The sequence below is a fragment of the Streptomyces sp. ATCC 21386 genome (genome assembly GCF_018728545.1).
In the GTDB taxonomy this organism is placed as follows: domain Bacteria; phylum Actinomycetota; class Actinomycetes; order Streptomycetales; family Streptomycetaceae; genus Streptomyces.
Genome location: NZ_JAAVVL010000001.1, coordinates 6,222,469 through 6,234,876, shown reverse-complemented (window position 1 = coordinate 6,234,876; position 12,408 = coordinate 6,222,469). Strand labels below are relative to the sequence as shown.

12 protein-coding genes are annotated in these 12,408 nt (G+C 72.8%); 6 read left to right on the top strand and 6 right to left on the bottom strand.

All coding sequences use genetic code 11. The annotated features are described in order from the left end of the window. The first annotated feature begins 41 nt into the window (after positions 1-41). Positions 42-794 carry a PIG-L deacetylase family protein gene (locus GWK25_RS26785; RefSeq protein ID WP_215453779.1) on the top strand — a complete coding sequence of 251 codons (753 nt, stop codon included), beginning with the start codon at positions 42-44 and terminating at the stop codon, positions 792-794. Positions 795-853: 59 nt separating this feature from the next. Continuing rightward, on the top strand, positions 854-1,702 hold the full coding sequence (locus GWK25_RS26780; protein ID WP_215453777.1) for a pentapeptide repeat-containing protein: 849 nt from the start codon (positions 854-856) through the stop codon (positions 1,700-1,702). Here GWK25_RS26780 and GWK25_RS26775 read toward each other — a convergent pair. Then, on the bottom strand, positions 1,670-3,262 hold the full coding sequence (locus GWK25_RS26775; protein ID WP_215453775.1) for a cytochrome P450: 1,593 nt from the start codon (positions 3,260-3,262) through the stop codon (positions 1,670-1,672). The two genes, GWK25_RS26780 and GWK25_RS26775, sit on opposite strands and share 33 nt — an antisense overlap. Before the next feature lie 117 nt (positions 3,263-3,379). Here GWK25_RS26775 and GWK25_RS26770 point away from each other — a divergent pair, with 117 nt between their 5' ends. Beyond that, a complete protein-coding gene (locus tag GWK25_RS26770) occupies positions 3,380-3,988 on the top strand; it encodes a TetR/AcrR family transcriptional regulator (protein WP_215453773.1) in 609 nt (202 codons plus the stop codon). Positions 3,989-4,129: 141 nt separating this feature from the next. Continuing rightward, positions 4,130-4,855 carry a DUF2470 domain-containing protein gene (locus tag GWK25_RS26765; protein WP_215453771.1) on the top strand — a complete coding sequence of 242 codons (726 nt, stop codon included), beginning with the start codon at positions 4,130-4,132 and terminating at the stop codon, positions 4,853-4,855. Here the strand turns inward: GWK25_RS26765 and GWK25_RS26760 are convergent. The 3 genes from GWK25_RS26760 to GWK25_RS26745 all read right to left on the bottom strand — a co-directional run bounded on the left by GWK25_RS26760 (position 4,823) and on the right by GWK25_RS26745 (position 8,443). Continuing rightward, a complete protein-coding gene (locus GWK25_RS26760) occupies positions 4,823-5,986 on the bottom strand; it encodes a lactonase family protein (RefSeq protein ID WP_215457602.1) in 1,164 nt (387 codons plus the stop codon). The two genes, GWK25_RS26765 and GWK25_RS26760, sit on opposite strands and share 33 nt — an antisense overlap. A gap of 600 nt (positions 5,987-6,586) precedes the next feature. After that, on the bottom strand, positions 6,587-7,843 hold the full coding sequence (locus tag GWK25_RS26750; RefSeq protein WP_215453769.1) for an aromatic acid exporter family protein: 1,257 nt from the start codon (positions 7,841-7,843) through the stop codon (positions 6,587-6,589). Positions 7,844-7,948: 105 nt separating this feature from the next. Next, positions 7,949-8,443 carry an FBP domain-containing protein gene (locus tag GWK25_RS26745; RefSeq protein WP_215453767.1) on the bottom strand — a complete coding sequence of 165 codons (495 nt, stop codon included), beginning with the start codon at positions 8,441-8,443 and terminating at the stop codon, positions 7,949-7,951. Between the two features lie 250 nt (positions 8,444-8,693). Between GWK25_RS26745 and GWK25_RS26740 the strand changes: the two genes are divergently transcribed. Further along, positions 8,694-9,668, top strand: coding sequence for a phosphotransferase family protein (locus GWK25_RS26740; RefSeq protein WP_215453766.1), 975 nt, complete (start codon positions 8,694-8,696; stop codon positions 9,666-9,668). 81 nt (positions 9,669-9,749) lie between these two features. Then, on the top strand, positions 9,750-10,007 hold the full coding sequence (locus tag GWK25_RS26735; protein ID WP_215453765.1) for a hypothetical protein: 258 nt from the start codon (positions 9,750-9,752) through the stop codon (positions 10,005-10,007). Between the two features lie 100 nt (positions 10,008-10,107). Here the strand turns inward: GWK25_RS26735 and GWK25_RS26730 are convergent, their stop codons facing one another. Continuing rightward, positions 10,108-11,136, bottom strand: a complete 1,029-nt coding sequence (locus GWK25_RS26730; protein WP_215453764.1) for an SDR family oxidoreductase — start codon at positions 11,134-11,136, stop codon at positions 10,108-10,110. A 466-nt stretch (positions 11,137-11,602) separates the two neighbouring features. Further along, entirely contained in the window at positions 11,603-12,268 is a 666-nt protein-coding gene (locus GWK25_RS26725) for an HAD family hydrolase (protein WP_215453763.1), read from the bottom strand. Positions 12,269-12,408: the final 140 nt, after the last annotated feature.

The window sequence follows — 12,408 nt, the reverse complement described above, 5'->3', positions numbered from 1 at the left end:
TTCTTCGCACGGGGCCGGTGCCCAGGGGTTAGTGTGCCGACATGACCGACCCTCAGCAGGTTCAGCCGGAGCAGCTCGCGCCCATGCCCGAGGACTGGCGGCGTGCTCTTGCCGTCGTGGCCCATCCGGACGACCTCGAGTACGGGTGCTCGGCGGCGATCGCCGCGTGGACCGACGCCGGCCGTGAGGTCGCCTACGTCCTGGTGACCCGCGGCGAGGCGGGCATCGACACGCTGGAACCCGCACGGTGCGGCCCGCTGCGGGAGCGGGAGCAGCGGGCGAGCGCGGCCGTCGTGGGCGTGTCGGAGGTCGAGTTCCTCGACCACGCGGACGGTGTCGTCGAGTACGGGCCCGCGCTGCGCCGGGACATCGCGGCCGCCGTCCGCCGGCACCGCCCCGAACTGCTCATCACCCTCAACCACCGCGACACCTGGGGCGGCGTCGCCTGGAACACTCCCGACCACGTGGCCGTGGGCCGGGCGACCCTGGACGCCGCCGGGGACGCGGGGAACCGCTGGATCTTCCCCGAACTCGTCGAACAGGGGCTGGAGCCCTGGGACGGCGTCCGCTGGGTCGCCGTCGCCGGTTCCTCCAGCCCCACCCACGCGGTCGACGCCGGCCCCGGCCTCGACCGCGCCGTCGCCTCCCTCCTGGAGCACCGCACCTATATCGAGGCACTGACGCAGGAGGATCCGGAGACCTACGCCCGCGAGTTCCTCAACGGGCACGCCCGCGCCACGGGCGAGCGGTTCGGCGGGAGGCCCGCGGTGGCCTTCGAGGTGTTCCCCCGGTGACGTGCGAGGCCCTTGGCCTGCGGAGAACCCGTCGGTGAGTTCTGGTTAGGGTGAGCCGTATGGAACAGACATCCGGTGCTGCCCGCCACACGCCTGACCTGCGTGACCTGCGTGATCTGCGCGCGGACTGCGGCAGTTGCTTCGGCCTGTGCTGTGTGGCCCTGCCGTTCGCCCGCTCGGCGGACTTCGCCGTCGACAAGGCCGCCGGCAAGCCGTGCGGCAACCTCCGGGAGGACTTCGGCTGCGGCATCCACGACCGGCTCAGGGGCGAGGGGTTCACCGGCTGCACCGTCTACGACTGCTTCGGCGCCGGGCAGAAGGTCTCACAGGGCACGTTCGGGGGCGAGAGCTGGCGCACCGGCGGCCGTGAGCACGCCCGGCGGATGTTCGACGTCTTCCCGGTCGTGCGTCAACTCCACGAACTCCTCTGGTACTTGACCGAGTCGCTGACCCTCCCCGCCGCCCGTCCCGTGCACCCTGACCTGCGCCGCGCCCTCGACGAGACCGAGCGGCTGACCGGCGGGACGGCGCAGGAACTGGCAGAGCTGGACGTCGCCGCGCACCGGCAGCGCGTCAACGTGCTGCTGCTGAAGGTCAGCGACCTCATGCGCGCCGGCGCCGGACGCGGGCGGAACCGGCGGGGGGCCGACCTCATCGGTGCCCGCCTCAAAGGGGCCGACCTCAGGAAGGCCGACCTGCGGGGTGCCTACCTCATAGCCGCCGACCTGACCGGGGCCGATCTGCGCGGTGCGGATCTGATCGGCGCCGACCTCCGCGACACCGACCTCACCGACGCGGACCTGACCGGCGCGTTCTTCCTGACCCAGCCCCAGCTCAACGCGGCCCGGGGCACCGCCGGCACCCGGCTGCCGACCTCAGTCACCCGCCCCGGTCACTGGACAGCGTGACGTCTCGGCGGGTGAAGGCGGCGGCGAGGACGCGGGGGAGGGCGATGGCGGTGCCGGTGGTTCCGCGGCGCTCCTCCCGGCCACCCCCACCCGCCGCTCCGCGTGCAGCCGCAGCCCCTCCGGCATCAAGGTCAGCCGTTCCACCACCCGCAGCCGGTACCCCGGCTCCGGGCTCAGCTCGTACCGGCGCAGCAGCAGGCCCAGCACCAGCGTGGCCTCGTGGAGCGCGAACTGGCGGCCGATGCAGGCCCGGGCCCCCGTACCGAACGGCTTGAACGTGTGCGGTGCCCGCGAGCGCACCGCCGCCGCCTCGAAGCGGTCCGGGTCGAACCGGTCCGCGTCCGCGCCCCACACCGCCGGGTCCCGGTGCAGCATCGCGGTCAGCAGCAGGGCCCAGGCGCCGCGCCGCATCGGATGGACCCCGCCCAGCACGGTGTCCTCGCGGGCCTCCCGGGAGAAGGCGGGCGCCGTCGGCCACAGCCGCAGCGCCTCGTCCAGCACCCGGCGCACGTACCGCAGTCTGGCCACCTGCTCGTAGCCGGGCCGTGCGGTGTCGCCCCAGACCCGGTCCACCTCGGCGCGGGCGCGGGCCGCCAGGTCCGGGTGCCGGGCGAGGTAGTGCAGGGCGAAGGACAGGGCGCCCGAGGTGGTCTCGTGCCCGGCGACCAGAAAGGTGATGACCTGCCGTCGGACGTTCTCGGCGGACAGCCGCTCCCCGGTCTCCGGATGCGCCGTCTCCAGCATCCGGTCGAGCAGATCACCGCTCCCGGCCTCCGCGCCACGGACGCCGAGCCGGCCCCCGGCGCCGGTGGAGGAGCGCCGCGCCCGCACCACCGCGTCGACCGTCTCGTCGAGGTACGCCATGTCCGCCCGGTTGTGCCGGGCGGCGTCCCGCAGCAGCAGGGGCACCAACGGGTCGGGGACGAGGTTGCGGCGCTGGGCGTAGGCCAGGGTTCCGACCATCGCCGCCACGAACGGGTGCGGCCGGGACCGCTCGAAGGAACCGAAGTCGTGGCCGAAGCCGGTGCGGGCGATCGTCTCCAGCGTCAGCTTGGTCATGTCACCGGGCACATCCACGCTCTCGCCGGCCTCGCCCGCCCGGTCCCAGTGGTCCATCAGCCGCTCGGCGACGTCGAGCATCAGCGGGTGGTATCCGGCCATGGCCTCCCGGCTGAAGCCCGGGGCGAGGACGTCGTGGGCGAGCTGCCAGTTGGGTTCGTGGTTGTAGGCCGTGAAGAGCCCGTCGCCGGCCACCGGGCGCAGATTGGCGACGCCCACCCCCACGTGCTTGGCGAACCGTGACTCGTCCGCCAGTTCGGCCGCGAGGTCCGCGCCCCCGACGAACACGATCTCCTTGGTGAACGCCTTCCGCCGGAAGATCGGCCCGAGCCGCCGCCCGAGCCGCAGGGACTCCTGGACGGGTGTGCGCAGATTCGTCCCGAGGGCGTCGCCGATGACGGGGAGCCGGTACGGCGGGTGCGGTATGCGGTGCAGTTCGGGCCAGCCCAGCTCCGCGCTGCGGAAACCCCTGGTGGTCGTGGTCCCCGTCGTCGCCGTCATGACCACCTCTCCCTCGCGCGCACGCCGTGCCGGGGCCGCCGCGACTTGTTGTACTCGGGTTCAATAGTGGTCCCAGTCTCGTCCCGCTGTTGAACCCGCGTCAAGTAAAGTGACGGCATGGCAGCCAGGCAGGGAGAGCGCCCCCGTCGCCGGCTCAGTACCGAGGAGCGGCGGGAGCAGCTGCTCGCGGTCGGGGCCCGGCTCTTCTCGGAGAGCTCGTACGACGACGTGTGGATCGAGCAGGTCGCCGAGATCGCCGGTGTCTCCCGGGGGCTGCTGTACCACTACTTCCCGAACAAGCGGGTCTTCTTCGCGGCCGTGGTGGAGCGCGAGAGCGAGCGGATGCTGCGGATCATGACCCCTGCCCCCGGCGGCTCGGCGCGCGAGCGGCTGGCGGGCGGGCTCGACGCGTTCCTCGCGTACGTCGAGGACCACGCCCACGGCTTCCGGGCGTTCCACCGCGCCGACGCCACCGGGGACCAGGCCGTGCGCAAGGTCTACCAGCGGGCGCTGGCCGCCCAGGAGGCGCAGATCCTGGCGGCCCTGGCGTCGGACGCGGAGTTCGCGGCGGCCCTCGACGGGCGGCCGGAGATGCGGCTCGCCGTGCGCGGCTGGCTGTCGTTCACGACGGCGGTCTGTCTGGAGTGGCTGAGGGGCTCGGAGCTGTCCCGGCAACAGGTGCGTGATCTGTGTGCGCGGGCCCTTTTCGGGGTTCTCGTTCCCTGAGTTCGGGGTTCCCCGTCCCCCGGGTCGGCACCTCGGCCGGTTCGTCGCGGCGAACGGAAAGTCCACAGGTTGTCCGGCGGTGGTTGGCGTACGCCCCGATCTTCGATAGGTTAGGCAAGGCTTACCTAAGGGAGGTTTGGGATGGGTGACCGTCACACCTGGACGGCCGCGCCCGCCGCGGCCGAGCGCGCCCGCTCGGTGCTCGCGGCGGCGTGGTCCTGCGCGGTGACCGCCGAGGGCGGCCGCGAGGAGTTCGTCGGCGCGCACAGCGTCACGGAGGACGGCCGGGTGATCCTGTGCGTCCCCGAGGACAGTACGCTCGTCGCCGCCGCGATCTGCGCCCCGCGCGGCGAACCGTCCGCCGTGCTGGAGTTCGCCGACGTCGCGCCCGTCCCCGTCCGCAACCGCATCCGGGCCCGGCTGTGGATCGCCGGCTGGTTCGCGCCCAAGGACGGCGACCTGGAGTTCAAGGCCACCCGCATCGTGCTGCGCGAGCCGTCCGGCGCGGTCGTGGTCGACCTCGACGAGTTCGCCGCCGCCGCCCCGGATCCGCTGGCCACGGCCGAGTCCCGGCTGCTGACCCACCTCGCCGACGCCCACCCGGACGCCGTCGAACGCCTCACCCGGCTCGTGCCGCACGACAGCCTGCACGGCGCCGTACGCGTCCAGCCGCTCGCCGTCGACCGGCACGGCCTGACCCTGCGCATCGAGCGGGCCCGCGGCAACGGCGACGTACGTCTGACGTTCCACAAACCCGCCGACGACATGGCGCAGCTCACCGAGCGGATGCACATCCTGCTCTCCCAGGCGAGCGCCGCGTCCTGCCCCCGTGCCCTACAGCGGCAGCGCACAGACGGCGACGGGTGACGCGAACGGCGCGCCCACGCGCCGCAGTCCACCGCTGTCCGCGTCGACCTCGAAGACGCTGACCGCGCTCGACCGCTGCAGCGCGGCGAACAGCAGGCCCCCGTCCGGCGACAGGGCGATCTGGCGCGGGAAGTCCCCGCCGACCGGCACGGTGTCGAGCAGCCTCAGCCGCGCGCCGTCCGCCTCCACCGCGTAACGCGTCAGACTGTCGTGTCCCCGGTTGGCGAGATACGCGTACGAGCCGTCCGGCGTCACGACCAGCTGCGCCGGGTAGTTGGTGCGCGTACCCGTGCCCGTGGGCTGCGGCGGGCCCGGCGTGAGCCGCCCCCGGTCGGGCTCGTAGGCGCAGACCACGACCGTGTTGTCCACCTCGCCCGCGAGATAGGCGTACCGCCCCTCGGGATGGAAGGTCAGGTGCCGGGGCCCCGCACCCGCCCGCAGGCGCGCCCGGGACACCTCGGTGAGCGTGCCGCGGGACTCGTCCAGGCGGTAGGTGTAGACGGTGTCGGTGCCCAGGTCGACGGCGAGGACATGGCCGCCGTCGGGGCTCGTGACGATCTGGTGCGCGTGCGGCCCGTCCTGGCCGGGGCCCGGCGCCGGACTGCTGTGCACCACCAGGTCGGTGCGCTCGCCCAGCGTGCCCGACTCCTCGACGGGGTGCACGGCGACGCTGCCCGAACCGTAGTTCGCGCTCAGCAGCCACCGTCCGCTCGGATGCACCGACAGGTGGCAGGGCGCCTCGCCGCCACTGCTCCGGGTGCCCAGCACCTTGCGGTCGGAGAGCCGGACGGCGGTCACCCCGCCCTCCGGCCGCTCGTTCACGGCGTACAGCGTGCGGCCGTCCGGGTGCACGGCGAGGTACGACGGGTCGCCGACCCCGCCGATCGTCCCCTCACCGGTGACACGACCGCTCCGGGGGTCGTAGGTCGCCACCCCGATGCCGTCGCCGCCGCCCTCGACGGAGGTGTACGTCCCGATGTACAGCGGCTGGGGGCCGGTGCGGGCGGGGGAGGGGCAGCGGGGCTCCGGTGGCCGGGGGCGGCAGCGGCACGGCACCCGGCGGCGGCATCGGGACCGGGCCCGTGCCGGCGAAGAGGGTGGTGGTGCCGAGCTGGGCGAGGTCGCGCTGATGTTCGGCCCTCAGCCGCTCCTCCTCCCGCCACACCGCCAGCTGCTTGTCGTTCAACGGGAACGACTGGAGCTGCACCCCGCCGAACACCTCCTCGCCGGTGACCTGGCCCTCGACCGTGGCACCGAGGCCGAGGGGCACGGCCACGAACTGCCTGACCGTGCCCTTGCCGGAGTTGATGCCGTCCAGCCACGGCTGCCGGGGGACCACGACGTAGTTCTGCGGATCGCGGGCGAGCGCGCCGGTCCACGGCTTGCCCGACACCGCGCACACCTTGCCGACCCCGACCTGGAGCGCGGCCGGTTCCGTGGAACCGCCGAAGTGCAGCCACATCGCCTCACGCAGGTACACGGGGAGCATCACCCCGCCGCGCGCCCGCATCTCGGCGGGAGCGGTGTGCGGATAGTCCTCGACCCGGCGGATCGGGAAGTCGCCCAGTCCGGGCGGGAGTTGGTGCGTCCCCGTCTCCGGCAGACGCAGGGTGCGGATGAAGCGCACCCGCACCTCGCCCGGCAGATGGAGTGTGGTCCCGTCGATCCGCACGGTGCCTTCGGCCATTCCGTACGCTCCCCTCGTCGTCGCGTAGCGCCTCGTATCCGGCGTCACTTAGTACGTCCGGCGAGGCCGGACCGGTTCCGCCGACGGGGGCGCACGATGCGGACGCGGTCGCGCAGGCGCATGAGCCGGGGGGAGCGCTCGCGCTGTTCACGGGTGCAGCGGTCGAGCTCCTCCATCAGTCGCCGGGAGCGGTGCTCGGTGTCCAGCTCGTCCAGCATGCGGTTGACCTCCGTCAGCACGGCGCCGTGCAACTGCCAGTGGCTCGGGTCGCGCTGGACGTCCTCCAGGAGCAGCTGGGCGAGCTTGTCGCGGGTCGCGACGGCGGTCGACAGTTCGGCGGCGAGCCGGTCCTCCGCGGACTCGGCGCTGCGGCTGACGTCGGTGGTGACCAGCACCGCGAAGCTGACCACCGCGTCGCCGATCTCGGCCAGCAGCCGCTCGATGGCGGCTCCCGCCTGCGCCGAGAACAGCGGACTCGGCTCCCGCTCCTTGGCGAGGTCGGTGAGGGTACGGGCCAGCACCCGCAGCACCACCGTGCAGATCTCCAGGGTGTCCAGGCCGGTGCGCAGCACCACCCGGTGCAGCAGGCCTTCCCGTACGCGCGGATTGAGCTTCAGGCTGTCCTCGGCCTGCTTGAGGGCCGCGTCCACCTCGACGATGTCGAAGTCCAGCTCCCGGGCCTCGTGCAGCCGGGCCGCCGCGGCCTCCGCCGGAGTGCGGCCCGCGGCCTGCTCGCCGACCCGTATCATCAGCCGCCGCATCCGCCGGGCCAGGTCCTCGATGGACTCACCGGCCGCCTCCACCCAGACCGGGGGAGCGAGCAGCAGGTTGAAGGCGAGTCCGACGACCGCGCCGATCAGGGTCTCCAGGATCCGTGCCCAGGCCGTGTCGCCGACCCTGGTGACGCCGAGCACCAGCATCGCGCTGATGGCCACCTCGGGCACGAACTCGCTCACCCGCACCAGATGACCCACCGCGAGCGAGGCCAGGATGATCAGGGCGAGGCTCCACCAGGTGAGGCCCACCAGGACACTGAAGCCGATGGCGATGACGACGCCGGCGACCACCGAGTTCACCCGGCGGATACCGGTGGTGAGGGTGGAGTAGAGGGTCACCTGCACGACCAGCAGGGCGGTCAGCGGCGCCGTCAGGGGCGCCGCCTCCGTACTGAGTTGCAGCGCCACCACATAGGCCACCGTGGCGGCCGCCGCCGACCGCACCGACTGGACGATCACCGGGTCCTGTCGCCACTTCGCGACCCGTGTGTCGATCAGGCCCCACACTTCACGTACGTCTCGCATCCTTGCGCTGTTCCCGTTCCACTGGTGCACCGAACTCCTGACCGAGGACAGTAGTCACCTGGGTGATCGCCCGGGAGGACCGAAGACCACAAGGTCAGGGCGGGTTCAGTCGTACAGCTTCGCCAGGAACGCGGACAGATTGCCCGCCGTCCGGGCGATCTGTTCCTCCACGCTGAGGTTCTCCTCGAAGCGGCTGCCGCTCTCCAGGGCCTTCTTGCCGCGCACATAGAGCGAGCACGCCAGGTCGGCGCACATGTACACGCCGACCGAGTTCCCCTCCCGGCCGGCCGCGCCCGCCTTCCGCGCCGTCATCAGGGAGACCCCGCCGCCCGGATGCGTCGTCAGGCACAGCGAGCACATGCTGCGGTGCAGGAACCCGCGCCGCGCGGAGGGGAGCCGCAACGCGACGCCGGCGAGTCCTCCCTCGCGCTCCACGACCAGATAGCTCCGGTCGGGCGCACCGGGATCCCGCCAGCCGAGGAAATCCAGATCCTCCCACGGCCGCTGCTCCAGATCGCGCGGTACGAAGATCCTCTTCGCCTCCCCCTTCGAGCAGTTGACGAAGGAGGTACGGATGTCCTGCTCGGTGAGTGTCCTCATGACGGCCTGTTCTCCGGTGAAGGGTGTGATCGGTCTCAGAACCTAGGATCACTAGGTTTTCACCTAAGCTACGCGGACTTCCGTGGAGGGGCCAATGGTTTTCGGGACTGTCGAGGCCACGGCCTCCGGCCGGACGAGCTCATCGCCTCGCCGCGCGGAGGACGTCGACGCGGCCGGATGAGCAGGGTGTGATCGCGGGGGCCCGCCTGGCAGAGTGGGCCCCACGCGCAGGCCGACGAGGGGGATCGCAGTGGACGAGCAGGAACGCGCGCGGCTGGCACTCGCGGCGGCGGGGCTGCCGCCGGAGGCTCTCGCCGAGCGCCGGCCGCTCACCGGCGGTACGTACAACACGGTCGAGGAACTGCGCCTCGCCGACGGTACCCGGCTCGTCCTCAAGGTCCCCCCGCCGCCCACCACGCCCGGCCTGGCCCACGAACGCGAGCTCCTCGCCGCCGAGGCCGAGTTCTGCCGGGCCGCCGCGACCGTCGACGTCCCCGCTCCCCGCGTCATCGGGGCCGCCTTCGACGAGAGCGCGCCGGCGGGCCGCCACCTCCTGCTCAGCCACTGCCCCGGCACCGGCTGGGACGGGCCGCCCACCGGTCGGGAGGCGGCGCTGCGACGGGAGCTGGGCGGCCTGGTCGCCCGGCTGCACCGGGTCACCGGGCCCGGCTACGGCTATCCCGGCGGCGCCCTCGGCCCTCTCGCCCCCGACTGGCGCACCGCGTTCACCGCCATGTACGAGGCCGTCCTCGACGACGCCGACCGTTTCGGCGCCTGGCTGCCCCGCCCCCTGCACGAGGTGGCGCGTACGGCGAAGCTCGCGTACGACGCCCTCGACGAGGTGACCGTGCCGCGCCTGGTCCACTTCGACCTGTGGCCGGGCAACATCCTCGTGGAGCACGGCGACACCGCGCGCGTGGGCGGACTGATCGACGGCGAGCGCATGCTCTGGGGCGACCCCGTCGCGGACTTCGTCTCGCTGGCGCTGCTGGGGGACGTCCGGGAGGACACCGACTTCATGACCGGATATCAAGAGGCGGGCGGCGCCGCCGAGTTCACGCCGTCGGCCGCCCGGCGGTACGCCCTCTACCGCAGCTACCTCGATCTGATCATGCTGGTGGAGACGGTGCCGCGCGCCATCGGCGGCGACGACCTCGCCTGGCGGCGGGAGCGGGTGGCCCCGCATCTGACGGCCGCCCTGGACGAGCTGGCCGGGAGCGCCTGACACCTCGTGGACACCGCGCGGTTTGGGTCGGTCGGGCCGAGGTACCCGCGCGCGGTGCACAACAGCAGGAAGGAGCACGCCGTGGACGATCACCGCATGGAGGGTCCCGGCGAGCACCCGGACCCCATACCGAGGGACTTGCCCGACCAGCAGGCCACCGAGGGCGAGGACCCGTGGGAGGCTGCTCCGACGGGTGCCGCCGCGGACGAGCGGGACGAAGGTGACGACGAGGCCACCGACGTGCCCGACACGGACGAGGCCGGGACCGGACGGCAGGGCGCCCCGCGGTCGGGCTCCGCCAACCCCGAGCAGCCCGTACCCGACGAGCCCTCCGGCTGACCCACGTCGGCCGGCCCTCGTTCCCGGGCCGTGCAGGAACTCGGCGCCTCCCCGGTGGGACCCGGGGAGGCGCCGTCATGCCCGGGCGCGTCCGGCGGGCTCAGCCGACCTTCCGGCCCCGCAGCGGTTCCGTCTCCGCGCCGGCCCCGTGCCGCAGACCCTCCAGGAACTCCTCCAGCACCTCCACCGACGTGCGCTCGGGTCGCCAGCGCAGCTCGTCGCGGGCCTTCGAGCAGTCCATCAGCGGCAGCCGCAGCACGGCGTCGAAGAGGTGCGGCGAGGCGGGCAGCAGCCGGAGGTTCCACGCGGCGGCGATCGCCGACCGGGCCGCGACGCGGGGCAGCCGCACCGGACGGGACCCCAGCACCTCGCTGAGCAGCGCGGCGTCCACGGGTGACTCCGCCGCGAGGTTGAAGGCACCACGGGCGTCGGAGTACAGGGCAAGCAGGTACGCGCGGGCCGCGTCGTCGGTGTGCAGGGCCTGCACCTTCAGCCCGGGGATGTCGGGCAGGAACGGCAGCAGATCGGGCCGGGCCAACTGTCCCGGCAGGAAACGCCCGCCGAAGATACGGCGCTGCTCGCTCGCCGACTCCCGTTTGAACAGGAACGCGGGTCGCATCCGCACCACCCGCACCCCGGGGTGCTCGTGCTCGAAGGAGTCCAGGGCCCGCTCCAGATACGCCTTCTCCCGGCAGTACGCGGCGTCCGGCCAGCCGTGCGTCGGCCACGACTCGTCGACCGCGCGGCCCTTCGGCCCGGGGGAGTAGGCGCCGACGGACGAGGCGTGCACCAGCGTCGGTACCTCGGCCTTCGCCACCGCCTCGAAGACCCGGATGCTGCCCAGCACATTGGTCCGCCAGGTGGCGGCCGGGTCGTGCGTCGGCTGGAACGCCCAGGCCAGATGGACGACCGCGTCCGCCCCTTCGAACTCCTTGACCAGATCGGCCTCCTCGGACCCGACGTCCACGGCCGACCAGTCCGTCTTCGCGGGGGACCAGTCGGGGATCCGCCGGGCCAGGCCCCGTACCCGGTCGACCCGTGCGTCCTCCGCGAGCAGCCGCACCAGACTCGTCCCCACATTGCCGGTGGCGCCAGTGACCACGATCCTGCCGCCGGATTCTCCGTTCACCGCAGACTCCTCTCGCGCACTTCGATTCTCCGGAGCCGCCCACGAGTACCCGGCCCCGGAGGATGCACGCGGCCACTACCGGCCACCCCGACGAACCGCCTCCCACGCGGGGGGTTCGCCCCGGGCGTGGACGGGCTGCCGGCCGCCGTCGCTGCGACGCGCCCACCGTGAAGCGATCGGCGCCTGACCACCCCGGACAACGAAAAGCCCCGACCGGGACGGGGGAATCACGGTCGGGGCGGTCTGTGTGTGGGTGCGGATGGCGGTCGCCTCTCGGCGAAAGGCTCCACAGGGCTTCAGCCGAACGATCGTCCCTGTGGGCAAAAGGTGAGGCCCGGGGACACTGTCCCATCCACACCCACGGTTGATTCAACGGGAAACTACCAGGGGGTCTTCCTTCCGTATTCGGACAATGACGGTGATCTGTGTCACGTCGCGCCGGGCCGCCCACGCGGCTGTCACCAGCTCAGTCCTCCCGGCCCAGCGGACTCTCCGCCAGGGCGGCCAGCAGATGGGCCGGATTCCGGAACACCGACTCCGCGCCGGCCGCCTCCAGTTCGGGCCGTGGGATGCCGCCGGAGAGCACGGCCACACAGTGCACCCCGGCCCGGGCGCCGGCCCGCATGTCCCAGACGGTGTCCCCGACGAACACCGACCGTTCGGCCTCCGCCCCCGCCAGCTCCAGGGCCTGCTCGACCGGGTCCGGCGCCGGCTTGCCCCGGTCCACGTCGTCGGCGCTCGCCGTCGCCGCGATGGCGTCGTCGGCCCCGATGGCCCGCCGCAGCGCGGCCAGCTCGGCCCCGCCCGCCGAGGTCGCCAGCACCACGCTCCAGCCCTGCCCGTCGAGCCGTCGCAGCAGCCGCCCGGCGTCCGGGAAGGCGGGCAGCCGATCGAAGTACGTCCCGTACAACGCCTTGTGCGCCGCGCTCAGCGCGTCCTTCTCCGCCGGATCCCGCTCCTCACCCAGCAGATGCGTGATCAGGTCACCGGACGGCAGCCCCACCGCCCGATGGATGTCATGCATGGCCACCTGATGGCCGCCCTGCCGAAACGCCTCCCACCAGGAGACGACATGCAGATGATTGGTGTCGACGAGGGTCCCGTCGACATCGAACACAGCAGCCTTTCCCACGGCTCACCCTTCTCGAAGACGATCACATCCGCGCCCCTCGAGGAGCACGGGGAACTGCGCGACCAGCCACAACCCTGTCCCTTTTACACATCTCCGAGCCCACGAGACTCGACGTCCTCTCGTATGCCGTCCTCTGCTTG